Origin of the sequence: Alcaligenes sp. SJTW-7 (assembly GCF_047716895.1) — a bacterium.
GTDB classification, from domain to species: domain Bacteria; phylum Pseudomonadota; class Gammaproteobacteria; order Burkholderiales; family Burkholderiaceae_B; genus Alcaligenes; species Alcaligenes ammonioxydans.
In genome coordinates this window covers 389,820-407,770 of the sequence record NZ_CP136682.1, presented here as the reverse complement: position 1 = coordinate 407,770, position 17,951 = coordinate 389,820, and the positions used below count along the sequence as shown (strand labels likewise).

The following is a 17,951-nucleotide window of genomic DNA, read 5'->3' as shown; positions in this document are numbered from 1 at the left end:
CTGATTATCATGGTGCTAATCCCATATCCCGTTTCATGCTTTTCATCAGCTGCCTGAACAGCCGCCTTATACTCGCCCTGCCCGATTCGCCTTTTGGCGCAACTTAACAAAGCAAGTTTGGTCGGACTACTATTTATAGACGGCCTCAGGCCCCTTGAACAGTCCCGTATCTTGCATCCGATTTCGAAAGTGGGAAACACCACCATGAACACCAGCCACGAACGCCGCCTTGCCCTGCAACAGAACCCCGATATCTTGAAGGGGATCTTGCGAGGCATCGAGAAAGAAGGACTGCGCGTTGATGCGCTGGGCCAGCTGGCAAAGACTCCCCACCCCCGCGCCATTGGTTCTGCCCTTACCAATGCCCACATCACCACCGATTACGCCGAGGCCCTGCTGGAGCTGATTACCGAGCCGCAAGCCCGGGTTGAGGACGTGCTGCAAGAGCTGGCCGATATTCATACCTTTGTCGCCGGCAAACTGGATCAGGAAATCATCTGGAACCAGTCCATGCCCGCCTTGCTGCCCGCCGAAAAGGAGATTGCCATTGCCTGGTACGGCACCTCCAACACGGGCATGCTCAAGCATGTGTACCGTCGCGGCCTGGCCGAACGCTATGGAAAACCCATGCAGTGTATTGCCGGGGTGCATTACAACTTCTCCCTGCCCGACGGCATCTGGCCCTTGCTGAACGTCTGCGGCGACAATCTGCAAGACCAACGCTCCAATGGCTACCTGGCGCTGATTCGCAATTTCACACGCTACTCCTGGTTGCTGATGTATCTGTTTGGCGCCTCGCCCGTGCTGGATGCGAACTTCCTGCAAGGTCGTAGCAACAATCTGGACAAGATCGACGACGACACGCTGACCATGCCCTGGGCAACCAGCCTGCGCATGAGCGACCTGGGCTATCACAACAAGGAAGCCCAAGCCGAGCTTCAGCTTTGCTACAACGACCTGGACACCTTTGTGATGCGCATGTATCACGCTGCCGTGACCCCTTGGCCGGATTACGAAAAGCTGGGCACGCACCGTGATGGCGAGTGGATTCAGCTCAACACCCACATCCTGCAGATTGAAAACGAGTACTACTCCAGCATCCGCCCCAAGCGCACAACCCAGCGCAGCGAACGCCCGGCCACCGCCCTGGCCCAGCGCGGTGTGGAGTACATCGAAGTACGCTGCCTGGATATCGACCCCGAATCCCCTACTGGCATATCCGAGCAAACCTGTCGCTTTCTGGATACCTTCCTGCTGTTCTGTGCCGTGCAAGACAGCCCCTTTTTCCCGGACGGTGGCTACTGTCAGGACAGCAAGAACAACTTTGCCACCGTCGTGCGTGAAGGCCGTCGCCCCGGCCTGATGTTGACCAACCAGCAAAAACAAGCGGTCAGCTTGCAACAATGGGGACGGGAGATTCTCGAGTCCCTCTTACCCTACGCACACATGCTGGATCACGCCCTGGATACAGACGGCCATACCCAAGCCGTGCAGGCACAAATGCGTAAACTGGACGATCCGGAACGGACACCGTCGGCCCAGTTACTGAAACGTTTACACGAGACGGGCCTGAGCTTTCATGACTACGCCCTACAGCGCAGCCGCGAACACCACGCCAGCCTGCTGGCCCATCCTTTGCCGGCTGACAAGCAAGCCGCTTTCGAACAGCAGGCCGCCGACTCTTTGCAGGCCCAGCTGGATATTGAAGCCCAGGATCAAGAGTCCTTTGAAGATTATGTCCAGCGCTACGAGCGCAACCTCATTCCCCCGGAAATTCAGAACCGTTAAGTTATTCATCGCTTGCCGAGCCGCCTCCTGAAGGCGGCATTTTTTTACCTGGCAACAACCAGGGGCCGAGTTGGTCAGCCGCACGGCCCCGTGTCCTATACGTTACCCACCCCCATTTCCCCCACGACCAAGCCTGGTTTTCCGACTGTTTCAACCAGTTATTGTTATGTTATAACATCTCAAAAATTAACTTTCCGGAAGATGAGATGCACTTCAGTCCCCGCCCCTTGCCATTGGCGCTGGCCCTCGCGCTTTGCGCCTCAGCACAAGCCAATGAGCTTGAACCCCCTGTCTCTCAGTTGGCCCCGATCCGAATCTCCGCCAGCCCCCTGGCCTTGCAACAGACAGAACTGGCCACAGCCAGCACGGTGCTGCAAGGCCCCCAGCTGGATTTGCGCCGTAGCAGCACTTTGGGTGAACTGCTCAATGGGGAAGTGGGCATCCACGTCGACAGCTTTGGCAGCGGTGCCAGCCGACCGGTCATTCGTGGCCAGACTGCGCCTCGCGTCAAAGTGCTCAGCGACGGCGCCGAAGTGATGGATGCCTCTGCCATCTCCCCCGACCACACGATTACGGTCGACACCTGGCAAGCTGAACGCATTGAAGTACTGCGCGGGCCCTCCGCCCTGCTGTATGGCGGCGGTGCGATCGGGGGCGTGGTCAACGTGCTGGACCGCAAGATTCCCACGGCGATCCCCGAAAAAGGGTTTGAAGGCTCAGTCCGCGCCCAAGGCTCCACAGCCGATCGAGGCCGGGTCGGCGCATTCGACATGACAGCCGGTCAGGGCAATATCGCCTTGCACGTAGAAGGGGCCTCGCACCGCAGCCGTGACTATCGCGTGCCCAACTGGACCGACAGCCGCGTCAAAGACTCCGACTCCCGTACGGACACTGGCAGTGTTGGCCTGTCCTTTATTGGCGAGCGCGGTTACATCGGGGCCGCGTACTCCTATCGGGAAGGCAGTTATGGCTTGCCCGGCCACAGCCATGAATACGAAGACTGCCACCCGCACGGTGCCACCTTGCATTGCGGTGGCCACGGCCACGATCACGGCCACGATCACGACCATGGCTACGACCAGGACCATGAGCACGCTGCGACAGCGCATCTGCGCACCGAGCGCGTTGACCTGCGCGGCGAACTGCGTGATCCTTTGCCCGGTTTCAAACGGGCTCGCCTGCGCGCCGGTTCCACCAACTACCGGCATGTGGAAAAAGACGGCGATAAGGTTGGCACCCGCTTCACCAATCGCGGCTACGACACGCGGCTGGAACTGGAGCACCAGCCCTGGGGGCCTTTTGAAGGCGTCATTGGCCTGCAAACCAGCCAGTCTGATTTTGCCTCGCGCGACGGCACGGAAAACTTCATCCCGCCCACCCGTACTCGCAGCCAGGGCTTGTTCCTGCTCGAGAGCCTGAACTGGGACAACTGGCGGCTGGAACTGGGCGCACGCCAGGAATGGCAAAGCGTCACGCCGGACTCGAACACCCTGGAGCGCCGCACAGGCACTGCCACCTCCTTCTCCCTGGGCGCTGTCTGGGACTTTGCCCCCGAGTATGCCGCCACCGTGTCCCTGTCGCGTTCGCAACGCCTGCCCACGGCACAGGAACTGTTTGCCAAAGGCGTGCACTTTGCCACGCTGAGCTATGAGCGCGGCGATCCCAATCTGGATCGGGAAACCAGCCACACTCTGGATCTGGGGCTGCAAAAGCATCTGGGCGATCTGCGTTTTGATCTGCGCACCTTCTACACGCGCAGCGCCAACTACATTTACGGCCACAGTCTGGACCGCCACGAAGACTTTCAACTGATCCAGTACAGTCAGGGCAAAGCGCAGTTCTGGGGCCTGGAAGCGCAGGCCTCCTACCCGGTCACCTCCTGGGCTTCGTTCAGCGTCCATGGCGATCTGGTGCGTGGCAAACTGCAAGACCCTGGCCGCAACCTGCCACGCATACCGGCCGCCCGTCTGGGTATTCGCACCGATCTGAACTGGCGGAACTGGTCGGGTTTTGTCGGCTACACCCACACCTTTGCCCAAAACCGACTGGCTGACCATGAGCTACGGTCACCCTCTTACGGTTTGCTCAGCATGGGTTTAAGCTACCGCCTGCATAGCGCTCAGAACACCTACACCTTTTACCTAAGGGGAAATAACCTGCTGAACAAGTTGGCCTACCGCCATACCTCTTTCATTGCCCGTCAGGCGCCGCTGATGGGACGCAACATCCTGGCTGGAATACAGGTGGAGTTTTGAGCAAGACCGCCATCCACACGGGGAGCCGGCTCTACCAGATCGTGGCCGACATGCAGGGCGAGCGTCCCTGGGGCGACTTTCTGGATGCCGGCACCGGCAAGGGTTCGCTGCGTTGGCTGCTGACCCTGGACACGGCACGCTGGACGGCCATTACCGCCTCGCCCAGCATGGCCGAGCAGGTGACACGCGAACTGGGGGATCAGAAGCGCCCCCAGGACCGGCTGCTGGTCGGTAACTGGAGCGACCCGTCGTTCCTGCAAGGTGAACGCTTTGACACGGTGCTGGCGGACTATTTGCTGGGCGCCATTGAGGGCTTTGCCCCTTACACCCAGGATCAACTGTTCAGCCGCCTGCGACCCCTGACCGGCCAGCGTCTCTACCTCATTGGGCTGGAACCTTACGTGCCCTACAGCAGTACCGATCCGGCCGGCAAGCTGATCGTGGAGATCGGCCGCTTGCGCGATGCCTGCCTGCTACTGGCCGGTGAGCGCCCGTATCGCGAGTATCCGATGGACTGGGTGCTGCGCCATTTGCGACAGGCGGGATACCGCTGTGTGGATGCGCAGCGCTTTGCCATCCGTTATGGAGACAGCTTTATCCACAGCCAATTGGATATGTGTGACGGACGTTTGCGTCGCCTGCAGGATCGCACACTGGCGGTCGCCTTGTCCGAGCATGTTCAAGCCTTGCGTCGGCGCGCCCTGGCCCTGAATCACACCCTGGGTGGCCTGCGTCATGGTCATGACTATGTGATTTGCGCCGAACTAGCTTAAGAAAGAAAGCAGCACAGGAAAGACACAAAGGGGCTACGGCCCCTTTATGTCTTAAAAACGCTGCACGGACAGGTCGCTTTATCGAGACCCTGGTTAACCGAACCGATGTCCGGGCTATGCCCCTGCCCGTTCAGATCACGGCCCTGCTTCTTGCCCGGACAATCGGTGCTCCTTGAAAGCCAGGGATACCATCCGCGCTCCAAACACAAGGAGCAACGTCATTTTGTCCTAGGTCAAATGATTGATATCAAACCTTAGGCCACTTCCAGCTATCCATGTCGAGCGCCACAGAGGCGCAAGCAACAGACGCAAAAAAAGCAGCCACAGGCTGCTTTTTACAGTCACGCTCAGACGAGGAAAACACCCCGACAGGCAGGAAGCAAGCCCGTAAAGAGCCGCATCAACAAGGAATTCTGGCGCGTCCGACAGGAATCGAACCTGTATCGAGGGCTTCGGAAACCCTAATTCTATCCATTGAACTACGGACGCCAAGCTCGCTATTGTAGCGCGACTTTGAACTTTTTTTCAGTATCTATACGGCAATTATATGTATGCCAGATCAAGAGTCGGATACAAGAGCGATACAGTCCGCTATAATCCATGGTTGCGCGATCTGGGTCGGTGGCTTGCTAGACACGTCCTTGCGCACACCCCTTAGGTAGGCGCAAGCCTTTATTGGTGGCCTGTATAAGGCCCTCCCGTCATTTCTTGTACGAACTCGCAGGATCCGATAATGAGCAACACGGAACAAAAACCCGAAGAACACAACGAGGGTCACTCAGCCATGATCAAAACCCCTAAACAATTGCTTGTGACCGTGGCTCTGGCTTTCTTGGTGCCCATCGCGATTATTGTCATGCTGGTCAGTCTGGTCACCTCCACCATGAGCACAGGCGCTGGTTCGGCCGCCCTGTCTCCAGAGGCCATTGCCGCACGTATCCAGCCTGTGGCCGGTTTCAAGCTGGTGGACGCCAACGCAGTCAAAGAACTGAAAACCGGTCAGCAAGTATACGAAACCACCTGTACTGCCTGTCACGGTGCCGGTGTAGCCGGCGCGCCCAAGTTTGGCGACAAGGGTGCTTGGGGCGAGTTGCTCAAGCTGGGTCAGGACGAACTGGTCAAAAATGCCATTCATGGTATTCGCGGCATGCCCGCCAAAGGCGGCAACCCCTCGCTGGATGACGTAGAAGTGGCTCGTGCCGTTGTCTACATGGCCAACGCTGCCGGCGCCGACTTTAAAGAACCCGAAGCCCCTGCTCCAGAAGGCGAGAAGGCCGATGCCAAGCCTGAAGCGGCAGCGGCCGAGGACAGCAAGCCTGCCCAGGCTCCTGCTGCTGCCGCTGCCCCTGAGGCCAGCCAAGTCGCTGCCGCTGACGATAGCAAGGTCGACCCTGCTGGCATCAAGCTGTACGACACCATTTGTTTCGCCTGTCACGCGGCCGGTGTAGCCGGTGCGCCCAAGTTTGGTGATCAGGCCGCCTGGAAACCTTATATCGAAACCGGTATGGACACGATGCTTCAAAAGGCTATTCACGGTGTGGGCGCCATGCCCCCACGCGGTGGTTCGCAAGCCTCTGACGAAGAACTTCGTGCAGCCATCCAGCACATGGTCAACGCGGCCAAATAAGACTGCGCCAAGGCCCTGTCATCGCACAGTGCCTCTGCATAAAAAGCCCGATGAATATTCATCGGGCTTTTTCTTTGCGCTGGCTATCGTACTGCTGACCGGCACGGAGGCAGTCGACACAAAAGTGGCGTGTATAAAAAAGCCTGAATCCGGCGATCATGCGGATTCAGGCTTTAGCAAGCGCAAGCTATGGGTCAGACCGGATCAAACCTGCCAACGAGCAGGCAGCGCAGTCTGACCATCGCGCCAGCTCCGCTTTACTGCGCCTTGCACAAAGGCAATGCCGTCAAGGACAAGCCCAATTGCACACGCCGTTGCAGCCAGGGGCTGGCGCGGTAGCGCATATCACCGGTCACGGCCTGAAGGGTATTGAGCACATCGAGCAGATCGCGCGAACCGACGGCGTCCCCCATGGACAATGGGCCATTGTGCGGATAACCCAAACCCAGGCGTACTGCGGCATCGATATCCGACGGGGTGGCAATCTGCTGCTGAGCAATATCACTGGCAATATTCACAATGGTGGCCACCAGACGCTGCGCCACAAAGCCAGCCGAGTCCTCAATCACACTAACGGCAGTCCCATCGCTGGCCAGCATGGCCCAGGCCTGATCACGCCACTCTGGCGTTGTCGCCGCCGAGCACATCAACACACGTCGACGGCCTTTTTCCAGACCGAACAAGGTATCCAGCGCCACGCTGCGGGCCGGGTCCAGGCCATGCAGGGACACCAGGCTGGCCACATCCTCACCGTAAGGAGTCAGCAAGATCAAGGCATCGGCAGGAGGCTGATCGCCATCGACTACCGTCATGCCCAACTCATTGAGCAATTTCAGCGCACGAGCCTGGCCTTGTTCGTGGTAGGGCGAGACCCACACGGGCGCGAAAGAGGTCACGGCAGGCACGGCAGGCTCTTGCGGAACCTGCTTCTTGCCATCCTCATACTTGTAAAAACCTTCGCCATTTTTGCGGCCGAACAGCTTGCCGGCGTGACGCACCGCTGTAATGGGCGAAGGACGAAAGCGCGGCTCGTCGTAGAACTGGCGATAGATGGACTCCATCACCGGGTGCGACACATCCAGCGCGGTCAGATCCAGCAGTTCAAAAGGCCCCATGCGGAAACCAGCCTGCTCGCGCATGATGGCGTCAATCTGGTAGAAAGGCGCGACGCACTCCTGGGCAATCTTCAAACCCTCGATGTTCATGCCGCGACCAGCGTGGTTGACGATAAAGCCGGGCATATCCTTGGCGCGTACAGGCGTATGGCCCATCTCGCGCGACACCTGCATCAGAGCATCGCCCACGTCAGGAGAGGTGCGCAAACCATCAATGACTTCAACCACTTTCATCAAGGGAACAGGGTTAAAGAAATGGTAGCCCGCCACACGCTCAGGGTGGCGGCAGGCTTGCGCAATCGCGGTAATGGACAGCGAGGAGGTATTGGAGGCCAGCACGCAATCGGCCGAGACAATCTCTTCCAATTGCTGCAACAAGCCCTGCTTGACATCGAGACGCTCGACGATGGCCTCAACGACCAGATCGGCAGAGGCCAGGCCTTGCAAATCGCTGGCCGTTTGCAAACATGCTGTGGCCGACTGCACCTGCTCAGCCGTCATGCGGCCTTTCTCCTGCAAACGGCTCCAGACGGCATGCACATCGGCCAAAGCGGCCTTGAGCGAGTCCGCATTCAGGTCATAGAGCAGGACCTGCTTGCCAGCCTGGGCGGCAATCTGAGCAATGCCCCGTCCCATGGCACCTGCGCCAACAATAGCGATGGTTTGTATCTGTTTCATGATTCACAACCTGATCGAAAAGCAATAAAAATTAAGCCTGCTCAGCCGAGCCGGTCACCAGGGCCTCAACCTTGTCGGGCGTAAGCTCCAACACACGCGCCAGGACCTCGCGGGTATGTTCGCCCAGGCGTGGCGGCGCACTGCGGTACTGCACCGGCGTGGCTGACAAACGCAAGGGGCTGGCCACCGAAGGTACACTGCCCCCCTGCCCGGTCGGCAAGTCCAGGCGCAAACCACGCGCCAACACCTGTGGGTCCTGATACACCTGCTCCATCGTATTGATGGGCCCGGCGGGAATACCCACGGCTTCCAGCGCCTGCAACCAGCTATCGCGCGTCCGGCTCAGCATGACCTGCGCCAACATGGGCACCAGTTCATCCCTGTGCATGACCCGCCCGGCATTGCGCGAAAAACGGGGATCATCGGCCCATTCGGGATGCCCCAGCTCCTGCGCAAAGCTGCGAAACTGGGCGTCATTGCCCACCGCCACAATCAAGTGCCCGTCACTGGCCTCAAAGACCTGATAGGGCACCAGATTCTGATGGGCATTGCCGGGCCGCTGCGGGGCCTGTCCGGTACATAAGTAATTCATATTCTGGTTGGCCATCATGGCCACCTGACAATCCAGCAAGGCAATATCCAGGTGCTGCCCCAGGCCGCTGCGATGACGCTCCACCACAGCCGCCAGAACGGCTACCGTGGCGTACATGCCCGTCATGACATCGGCCACCGCCACCCCCGCTTTTTGCGGCTCCCCCCTTGGCTCTCCGGTCAGGGACATCAAACCACCCAGCCCCTGGATCATGAAGTCATATCCCGGGCGGCTTGCATAGGGGCCGGTCTGCCCAAAGCCGGTAATCGAACAATAAATCAGGGCCGGGTTGATGGCTTGCAGGCTTTCGTAGTCCAGACCGTACTTCTTCAGGCCACCCACCTTGAAGTTTTCCACCAGAATATCGCAGCGTCTGACCAACTGGCGCACCAGATCCGCACCTTGTGCAGTGCCAATATCCAGCACGATAGACTCTTTATTGCGATTGGCCGCTCCAAAATAGGCCGCGTCCTCTGTGTCCGCCCTGTGACCATCCTTTAGATAGGGAGGCCCCCAGCCCCGGGTGTCATCCCCGGTACCGGGGCGTTCAACCTTGATGACCTCTGCACCTAAATCGGCCAGATTTTGGGTACACCAGGGACCTGCCAGCACGCGCGTCAAGTCCAGAACACGCAATCCGGCCAAAGGCGCTTTTCGTTCAGTCGTGGTCATAGCAGACAAAAATCCTTCAAGTTGCTTATTGTGCACCAGGTCTTCTTAGTCCGGTCTACGGACAGAAAAAGTGCTCAAACAATGGTCATTTTCGAGCCGGAGGACATTTGTGCAGCGCACCACGTCCGGCTACGATAAAGCATCCTAGAATAGGTGACGATAGATTATCAGCGGCAGATCTTCCTTGCAGGACCCCACCCCATCAAGAGGCGGGGCACATCATTCGATAATAGGAGACCGACCTTATGCCTTCGGCATTAACGCAGCAGCTTTATCAATCTATGACCCTGCCTGTGATGGCAGCGCCCATGTTCATCGTCTCGAACCCCGCCCTGGTGATTGCTCAATGCGCCAGCGGCATCATTGGTTCCGTGCCGGCCCTCAATGCCCGTCCCCAGGAAAAGCTCAAGGACTGGCTGAACGAAATCGAGGACACCCTGGCCGAGCTGCGCGAGCGCCATCCCGAGCGCCGCATTGCCCCCTACGCCATCAATCACATCATTCATCAATCCAATGACCGGCTGGAGCAGGATCTGAGGGTATGCGCCGACCACAAAGTGCCCTTGGTCATCACCAGCTTGCGCGCCCCGCAGGAGATCGTGCCGCACGTACATGCCTGGGGAGGGAAGGTTTTTCATGACGTGACCACCTTGCGTCACGCCGAGAAAGCGTTGGAGGCCGGGGTGGACGGTCTGATTGTGGTGGCGGCGGGCGCAGGCGGCCATGCCGGCACCCTGAGCCCTTTTGTACTGGTCAACGAGATCCGGCAGATTTTTGACGGTCCGATTGCGCTGTCCGGCGCCATGAGCCGGGGCAGCGATATTCTGGCCGCCCAGGCCATGGGTGCCGACCTGGCCTACATTGGCACGCGCTTTATTGCCAGCACCGAAGCCAATGCCTCGGACGACTACAAGAACATGATCGTCAAAGGCCGCGCCGCCGATATCGTCTACACCCCGCTGTTTACCGGCATCCCGGGCAACTACCTGAAGGACAGCATCCGGGCGGCTGGGCTGGACCCGGACAAGCTCGATGCCGAGAAAGTGGCCGATACCGCCTTTGGCTCGGGCATGAGCAAGGCCTGGCGCGATATCTGGGGAGCCGGCCAAGGCATCGGCGGCATTGATTCGGTCGAGTCTACTGCCCAGATTGTGGCCCGTTTGCATCGCGAATATCAGCAGGCCAAGGCTGCGCTGCTGGCCTCCCCCTTCGCCTGAACAGGAGCACGCCATGATACGCACTCATGACGCCGGTCCTTGGCTGGAAGTCATTCTGGACCGACCGGAGCGACGCAATGCCCTGACCGGCCCCATGTACGAAGAGCTGGCCGAGATCATCGACCAAGCCGATCAGAACCGACAATATCGCGCCCTGATTCTGACCGGCGCGGGCGAACATTTCTGCGCGGGCAACGACATTTCCGATCTGGCCACGGTACGCAACACCACCGAGCCGCCGCCGATCACCTTCTTGCGCAGTCTGGTCAAGGCCGATATTCCTCTGATTGTGGCCGTGGAAGGTCATGCCGTGGGCATTGGGGTCACCTTGCTGCTGCACGCGGACTTTGTCTATGCGGCCCGCGACGCTCGCTTGCGCATGCCGTTTACCGCCCTGGGACTATGCCCGGAAGGGGCATCCAGCCACCTGCTGGCCCAATACGTAGGACAGCGCCGTGCCAATGAATGGCTGCTGCTATCGCAAGGCTTCAGTGCCGAGCAGGCCCTGCAAGACGGCCTGCTCACCGAGCTGACCGACCACGGCAACAGCCTGGAAGCTGCCCGTGCCTGCGCCCATGCACTGGCCGAGCAGCCGCCCATTGCCTTGCGCACCAGCAAACGCTTGTTGCGTGAGCCCCAGCGCGAGATTTTGCTGGACGTGCTGGAGCGGGAACGCAAACTGTTTTCCCAACTGCTGGAAGGCGAGGAGGCCTTGCACATCCTGGGGCAAATGCGCCAGAACCGCAGCGAAAAGTAGCTGCACCGGTAGCCTGATTTCTGCGCAAACCCGCATGTGCAGCGATCTTGCCACACTGACCCCGATTCAAAAGGGGTGATAAGGGGCCTGCAAGCGCAGGTCCCTAATTTTTTTTACCGTATTCGCAAAAAATTCTTGCGCATAAAAAAAAAATCGCTGTATTTTATTTTTTGCGCTGCAACAAATGCACCGCTTTAACACGTTCTTTGCGGATACGCCCATGACACACTCCTGTCCCCCCCAAGCCCAAGGCTTGTACTTTCCCGCTAATGAACACGACGCCTGCGGCGTCGGATTTATCGCACACATCAAAGGCCAGGCGAGCCACGCCATCATCACCCAAGGCCTCAAAATCCTGGAAAACCTTGATCACCGCGGCGCAGTCGGCGCTGACCCTCTGATGGGCGACGGTGCAGGCATTCTGATCCAGATCCCCGACCAGTTGTACCGCGAAGAAATGGCCGCCCAGGGCGTGACCCTGCCGCCCCCCGGCGAATATGGCGTTGCCATGGTGTTTCTACCCAAGGAAACCGCGTCCCGCCTGGCCTGTGAGCAGGAGTTGGAGCGGGCCGTACGTGCTGAAGGCCAACACATGCTGGGCTGGCGCGATGTCCCGGTGGACAGCACCATGCCCATGTCGCCGACCGTCAAGGCTAACGAGCCGGTGATTCGCCAGTTGTTTATCGGCCGCGGTCCGGATGTGATGGTGCCGGACGCACTGGAGCGCAAGCTGTATGTGATCCGCAAGACCGCCAGCCATGCCATCTACCGCATGGCCCTGGCCCACGGCCAGGAGTATTTTGTGGCCTCCGCCTCGGTGCGTACCATCGTCTACAAAGGCTTGCTGCTCGCCGACCAGGTGGGCCGCTATTATCGCGATCTGGCCGACCCTCGTGCCTGCTCCGCCCTGGCCCTGGTACACCAGCGCTTTTCCACCAATACCTTCCCGGCCTGGCCTCTGGCTCACCCGTACCGCCTGATCGCCCACAATGGCGAGATCAACACGGTTCAAGGCAACTTCAACTGGCTGCGTGCCCGTGAAGGTGCCATGGAATCGGCCGTGCTGGGCTCGGATCTGCAAAAACTCTACCCCATCGTCTACGAAGGCCAGTCGGATACCGCCACCTTCGACAACTGTCTGGAGCTGCTGGTCATGGCTGGCTACTCCCTGCCGCACGCCATGATGATCATGATGCCCGAGGCCTGGGAGCAGCATGCCGAGATGGACGAGAGCCGTCGTGCCTTTTACGAGTACTACGCCGCCCAGATGGAACCGTGGGATGGCCCTGCGGCCATTGCCTTTACCGACGGTCTGCAAATCGGCGCGCTGCTCGATCGCAATGGCCTGCGTCCAGCCCGCTACGTCATCACGGATGACGACATGATTGTGCTGGCCTCCGAAGCCGGTACGCTGCCTATTCCCGAGCATCGCATTGTCAAGAAATGGCGCCTGCAGCCGGGCAAAATGCTGCTGATCGATCTGGAGCAGGGCCGCATTATTGACGATGCCGAAATCAAGTCCCAGTTAGCCAATACGCACCCCTACAAGCAGTGGATTGAACGACTGCGACTGCGCCTGGATTCCCTGCCCAACGTGCCCGGCGTGCGTCCCCAACTGGCGACCCGCGACCTGCTGGATCAGCAACAGGCCTTTGGCTGGACCCAGGAGGACATCAAAGTCGTGTTGTTGCCCATGGCCAGCAAGGGCGAAGAAGCAACCGGCTCCATGGGCAACGATGCGCCCCTGGCCGTGTTATCGGACAAGGCCAAACCCTTCTACAACTACTTCCGGCAACTATTTGCCCAGGTCACCAATCCACCGATCGACCCGATTCGTGAGCAAATGGTGATGTCGCTGGTCTCCTTCATTGGCCCCAAACCCAATTTGCTGGACATCAACAACGTCAACCCGCCGCTGCGTCTGGAAGTATCCCAGCCCGTGCTCAGTCCGGCTGACATGAACCAGATCCGGCGCATTGAAGCGGCCAGCAATGGCAAGTTCCGTAGTCAGGAGCTGGATATCATCTACCCCAGCGCCTGGGGACCAGAGGGCATTGAAGCCAGTGTGGCTGCGCTGTGCGCCCGGGCAGCCGATGCCGTGCGTGACGGCTACAACATCCTGATTCTGACGGATCGCCGCTGCGACGCCGAACATGTGGCCATCCCTGCCCTGCTGGCGACCTCGGCCATCCATCAACACCTGATCCGTATCGGTCTGCGTACCCGCACCGGTCTGGTCGTGGAAACCGGCTCGGCCCGCGAAGTACATCACTTTGCGCTGCTGGGTGCCTATGGCGCCGAAGCCATGCACCCCTGGCTGGCTTTTGAAAGCCTGCAACATCTGGCCCAGGACCCAGTCAACCAGATTGATGCTTCTCAAGCCGAGGGCTACTACATCAAGGCGATCAACAAGGGACTGTACAAGGTCATGTCCAAAATGGGCATCTCCACCTACATGTCCTACACCGGAGCCCAGATTTTCGAGACTATCGGTCTGTCGCGGACACTGGTAGACAAATACTTTGTGGGCACCTCCTGTCCGGTAGAAGGGATTGATATTTTCACGGTCGCCGAAGAAGCGCTGCGCCAGCATCGCGCCGCCTACAGCAAAGACCCCGTGCTGGAAAACCAGCTGGAAGCCGGTGGCGAGTATGCCGTGCGTGTGCGGGGCGAAGCCCATATGTGGACGGCCGACACCATCGCCAAGCTGCAACACGCCACCCGCAGCCAGAACTACAGCACCTACAAGGAATACGCCCAGCTCATCAACGAGCAAAGCCGCCGTCACATGACACTGCGCGGCTTGTTCGAGCTGCGTCTGGACCCGGCCAAGGCCATTCCCCTGGACGAAGTCGAGCCCGCCAGTGAAATCGTCAAACGTTTTGCAACCGGGGCCATGTCGCTGGGCTCGATCTCCACCGAGGCCCACGCCGTGCTGGCCGTGGCCATGAACCGGATCGGCGGCAAATCCAATACCGGTGAAGGTGGCGAGGATGAACTGCGCTATCAACACGAAATGCAGCATGGCAAAAGTGGCATCCGCCAAGGTGACACGCTGGCCAGCGTATTGGGCCAGGACCGGGTCTATGCCGATATCGAACTGCAGGAAAACGATTCGCTACGCTCACGCATCAAGCAGGTTGCGTCTGGCCGTTTTGGCGTATCAGCCCAGTATCTGTGCAGCGCCGATCAGATCCAGATCAAAATGGCCCAAGGGGCCAAGCCCGGTGAAGGCGGGCAGTTGCCTGGCCATAAAGTGTCCGAGTACATCGCCAAGCTACGTTACTCGGTACCCGGTGTCGGCCTGATTTCGCCTCCACCTCATCACGATATTTACTCCATTGAAGATTTGGCCCAGCTGATTCACGACCTGAAAAACGTGAACCCGCAGGCAGACATCTCCGTGAAGCTGGTATCCAAGGTCGGCGTGGGCACGGTGGCGGCCGGGGTTGCCAAAGCCAAGGCCGATCACATTGTGATTGCCGGTCACGACGGCGGCACCGGTGCCTCGCCGCTGTCCTCCATCAAACATGCCGGCACCCCTTGGGAACTGGGCCTGGCTGAAACCCAGCAGACTCTGCTGCTGAACCGCTTGCGCAGCCGCATCCGCGTGCAAGCCGACGGCCAGATGAAGACCGGCCGCGATGTGGTAATCGGCGCGCTGCTGGGGGCTGACGAGTTTGGCTTTGCCACGGCTCCGCTGGTGGTGGAAGGCTGCATCATGATGCGCAAATGCCACCTGAATACCTGTCCGGTAGGCGTGGCCACCCAAGACCCCGTTTTGCGCCGCAAATTCAAAGGCAAGCCCGAGCACGTGGTGAACTACTTTTTCTTCGTTGCCGAAGAAGTGCGTGAACTGATGGCCAAGCTGGGTGTGCGCCGCTTTGACGATCTGATCGGTCGCAGCGACTGGCTGGATATGCGCAGCGGCATCGAGCACTGGAAAGCCCAGGGTCTGGACTTCTCGCGTCTGCTGCACAAAGTTGAAAACGAGGAGTCGCCCCGTCAGATCGCCACCCAGGATCATGACCTGGAACACACGCTGGATCGCCAACTGATCGAGCGCAGCGCCGTCACCCTGAACCACGGTACGCCACTGTCCTTCATTACCCCGGTACGCAACCGCAACCGCAGTGTGGGCGCCATGCTCTCGGGCGTGTTCACCAAGAAGTACGGCCATCAGGGCCTGCCTGACGACAGCCTGCACATTCAGTGCAAAGGCACGGCGGGTCAGAGCTTTGGCGCTTTCCTGGCACAGGGCATCACCCTGGATCTGGTGGGCGAGGCCAATGACTACGTAGGCAAGGGCTTGTCCGGTGGACGCATTATCGTGCGCTCGCCCAACGACTTTCGTGGTTATGGTCCGGATCACATCATCGTGGGCAACACCGTCCTGTACGGCGCCCTGGCCGGTACGGCTTACTTTAATGGCGTCGCTGGCGAGCGCTTTGCCGTCCGCAATTCGGGTGCCAGTGCCGTCGTGGAAGGGGTAGGCGATCACGGCTGCGAATACATGACCGGCGGCACCGTGGTGGTGCTGGGCGAAGTGGGACGCAACTTTGCTGCCGGCATGTCCGGGGGCGTGGCCTATGTGTGGGACCCGCAACGTCGTCTGCAACTACGCTGCAACCCGGGCATGGTGGATCTGGAGCCAGTCCTGAGCAAGGCCGAGCAAGAAATGAACAGCAGCATGGCCCAATGGCACAGCCGCAGCGCCCAGAGCGAGCGTCAGACCGACGATGCCATCTTGCAAACGCTGGTCCAGGAACACTTCAAGGCCACGGGCAGCTTCCAGGCCCGCGAATTGCTGAAAGACTGGGACAGCGCCCGCGCACAGTTCGTCAAGGTCATTCCACGCGAATACCGTCGTGCCCTGAGCGAATTGTGGCAAAGCCCGTCAACGGGCAAGACTACCCCCAAAAGCAGTAAAACCCGCCGTTCGGCTTCGGCCTGAACCCTTCCCATCACCATCAGGAAACGACACATCATGGGAAAGACGACTGGATTTCTTGAGTTTCAACGTCTGCAAGAAGCCGTGGAAGCTCCTTTAAAGCGGGTCAAGCACTGGAAAGAGTTTGTCCAGGTATTGAATGACGAACAGGCCGGTCAGCAGGCGGCCCGCTGCATGGATTGCGGTGTGCCCTTCTGCCACAACGGCTGCCCGGTCAACAACATCATTCCCGACTGGAATGATCTGGTGTACCGCCAGCAGTGGAAAGAAGCGCTGGACGTGCTGCACTCCACCAACAACTTTCCGGAAATTACCGGCCGCATCTGCCCCGCTCCCTGCGAGGCCGCCTGTACCTTGAATATTGACCGCGTCCCGGTCGGTATCAAATCCATTGAACACGCCATTATCGACAAAGGCTGGGCAGAAGGCTGGGTGGTTCCCCAAGTGCCCACCCAAAAAACCGGCAAACGCGTCGCTGTCATCGGTTCCGGCCCAGCGGGGCTGGCCTGTGCCCAACAATTGGCGCGCGTAGGCCACGACGTGACGGTGTACGAAAAAAGCGACCGGATTGGAGGCCTGATGCGCTACGGCATTCCCGATTTCAAGCTGGAGAAACACCTGCTGGATCGTCGTATCGCACAAATGCAGGCCGAGGGCGTGCAATTTTCCCCCTCTACCTACATTGGCCAGGCGCAGGACCAAGCTGCCCAGGAGCCCGGCCTGACCGTGCTATCACCCTCCGAACTGGAACAGCGATTTGATGCCATTGTCCTGGCAGGCGGCTCGGAAACCCCGCGCCTGCTGGACGCACCCGGCAGCCAACTGCAAGGTGTGCATCCTGCCATGGACTTTCTGCGCATCCAGAACCAGCAGGTGGCCGGTTCGCGCGGCGCCCCTGCCATCAGTGCTCAAGGAAAGCATGTGGTGGTCATTGGTGGTGGCGATACCGGCTCGGACTGCGTCGGCACCAGCACACGACAGGGCGCAAAATCCGTCACCCAATTTGAACTGATGCCCCGGCCGCCCGAGCAGGAAAACACGGAACTGACTTGGCCCTACTGGCCCATGAAGCTGCGTACCTCCTCCTCTCACGAGGAAGGCTGCGAGCGCGACTGGGCCATCAACACCGTCGAGTTGCAAGGCAAAAACGGCCATGTCAAAGAACTGCGCGCCGTGCGCGTGGAATGGAAAACCGACCCATCGACAGGCCGCATAAGCATGAACCCTATCGCTGGCTCCGAAATGACCTTCCCAGCCGATCTGGTCTTGCTGGCCATGGGCTTTACCGCGCCCGTGCGGCAAGTGCTGGCCGCCTTCGCCGTAGAAGCCGACCAGCGCGGTAATGTTGCGGCCAACACCGACAACTACCAAACCAGCCGCGCCAAAGTCTTTGCCGCCGGCGACATGCGACGCGGCCAGTCCCTGATCGTCTGGGCCATCCGCGAAGGTCGCCAGTGTGCCCGTTCCGTCGATGAGTTCCTGATGGGAAGTTCCACACTGCCCCGCTAAGTCCTCGTGGCAGCGCC

The 17,951-nt window shown here is 59.6% G+C and carries 10 protein-coding genes and 1 tRNA gene; 8 read left to right on the top strand and 3 right to left on the bottom strand.

Features of this window, described 5'->3' with window-relative positions; translation table 11 throughout:
- Positions 1 to 204 precede the first annotated feature (204 nt).
- The 3 genes from gshA (at position 205) to RSQ48_RS01775 (ending at position 4,816) form a co-directional block, all read left to right on the top strand.
- On the top strand, positions 205 to 1,788 hold the full coding sequence (gene gshA, locus RSQ48_RS01785) for a glutamate--cysteine ligase (RefSeq protein ID WP_131071215.1): 1,584 nt from the start codon (positions 205 to 207) through the stop codon (positions 1,786 to 1,788).
- 206 nt (positions 1,789 to 1,994) lie between these two features.
- Positions 1,995 to 4,043, top strand: a complete 2,049-nt coding sequence (locus tag RSQ48_RS01780; RefSeq protein WP_415302080.1) for a TonB-dependent receptor domain-containing protein — start codon at positions 1,995 to 1,997, stop codon at positions 4,041 to 4,043.
- A complete protein-coding gene (locus RSQ48_RS01775) occupies positions 4,040 to 4,816 on the top strand; it encodes a class I SAM-dependent methyltransferase (RefSeq protein WP_003804316.1) in 777 nt (258 codons plus the stop codon). The genes RSQ48_RS01780 and RSQ48_RS01775 overlap by 4 nt, the downstream gene beginning before the upstream one ends.
- Positions 4,817 to 5,230: 414 nt before the next feature.
- Here the strand turns inward: RSQ48_RS01775 and RSQ48_RS01770 are convergent.
- Positions 5,231 to 5,305 (bottom strand) — tRNA-Arg (locus RSQ48_RS01770).
- 244 nt (positions 5,306 to 5,549) lie between these two features.
- Here RSQ48_RS01770 and RSQ48_RS01765 point away from each other — a divergent pair.
- On the top strand, positions 5,550 to 6,443 hold the full coding sequence (locus RSQ48_RS01765; RefSeq protein ID WP_003804317.1) for a c-type cytochrome: 894 nt from the start codon (positions 5,550 to 5,552) through the stop codon (positions 6,441 to 6,443).
- 257 nt (positions 6,444 to 6,700) lie between these two features.
- On the opposite strand, the gene RSQ48_RS01760 is transcribed toward RSQ48_RS01765, so the two are convergent.
- Both RSQ48_RS01760 and RSQ48_RS01755 read right to left on the bottom strand, forming a co-directional pair.
- A complete protein-coding gene (locus tag RSQ48_RS01760) occupies positions 6,701 to 8,236 on the bottom strand; it encodes a 3-hydroxyacyl-CoA dehydrogenase (RefSeq protein WP_415302079.1) in 1,536 nt (511 codons plus the stop codon).
- 31 nt (positions 8,237 to 8,267) lie between these two features.
- Positions 8,268 to 9,500 carry a CaiB/BaiF CoA transferase family protein gene (locus RSQ48_RS01755; RefSeq protein ID WP_415302078.1) on the bottom strand — a complete coding sequence of 411 codons (1,233 nt, stop codon included), beginning with the start codon at positions 9,498 to 9,500 and terminating at the stop codon, positions 8,268 to 8,270.
- A 245-nt stretch (positions 9,501 to 9,745) separates the two neighbouring features.
- On the opposite strand from RSQ48_RS01755, the gene RSQ48_RS01750 reads away from it, so the two are divergent.
- From RSQ48_RS01750 to RSQ48_RS01735, 4 genes are all read left to right on the top strand, one after another.
- Positions 9,746 to 10,717, top strand: coding sequence for an NAD(P)H-dependent flavin oxidoreductase (locus RSQ48_RS01750; protein WP_003804322.1), 972 nt, complete (start codon positions 9,746 to 9,748; stop codon positions 10,715 to 10,717).
- 13 nt (positions 10,718 to 10,730) lie between these two features.
- Positions 10,731 to 11,474, top strand: a complete 744-nt coding sequence (locus RSQ48_RS01745) for an enoyl-CoA hydratase/isomerase family protein (protein WP_003804325.1) — start codon at positions 10,731 to 10,733, stop codon at positions 11,472 to 11,474.
- Positions 11,475 to 11,694: 220 nt separating this feature from the next.
- Positions 11,695 to 16,428, top strand: coding sequence for a glutamate synthase-related protein (locus RSQ48_RS01740; protein WP_415302077.1), 4,734 nt, complete (start codon positions 11,695 to 11,697; stop codon positions 16,426 to 16,428).
- Positions 16,429 to 16,461: 33 nt separating this feature from the next.
- Positions 16,462 to 17,934: a glutamate synthase subunit beta gene (locus tag RSQ48_RS01735; protein WP_415302076.1), complete on the top strand. Its 1,473-nt coding sequence runs from the start codon at positions 16,462 to 16,464 to the stop codon at positions 17,932 to 17,934.
- Positions 17,935 to 17,951 lie beyond the last annotated feature (17 nt).

Coding starts and splice junctions, on each gene's coding strand:
- gshA (WP_131071215.1), top strand. CDS start 205: ATGAACACCAGCCACGAACGCCGCCTTGCCCTGCAACAGAACCCCGAT.
- RSQ48_RS01780 (WP_415302080.1), top strand. CDS start 1,995: ATGCACTTCAGTCCCCGCCCCTTGCCATTGGCGCTGGCCCTCGCGCTT.
- RSQ48_RS01765 (WP_003804317.1), top strand. CDS start 5,550: ATGAGCAACACGGAACAAAAACCCGAAGAACACAACGAGGGTCACTCA.
- RSQ48_RS01760 (WP_415302079.1), bottom strand. CDS start 8,236: ATGAAACAGATACAAACCATCGCTATTGTTGGCGCAGGTGCCATGGGA.
- RSQ48_RS01755 (WP_415302078.1), bottom strand. CDS start 9,500: ATGACCACGACTGAACGAAAAGCGCCTTTGGCCGGATTGCGTGTTCTG.
- RSQ48_RS01750 (WP_003804322.1), top strand. CDS start 9,746: ATGCCTTCGGCATTAACGCAGCAGCTTTATCAATCTATGACCCTGCCT.
- RSQ48_RS01745 (WP_003804325.1), top strand. CDS start 10,731: ATGATACGCACTCATGACGCCGGTCCTTGGCTGGAAGTCATTCTGGAC.
- RSQ48_RS01740 (WP_415302077.1), top strand. CDS start 11,695: ATGACACACTCCTGTCCCCCCCAAGCCCAAGGCTTGTACTTTCCCGCT.
- RSQ48_RS01735 (WP_415302076.1), top strand. CDS start 16,462: ATGGGAAAGACGACTGGATTTCTTGAGTTTCAACGTCTGCAAGAAGCC.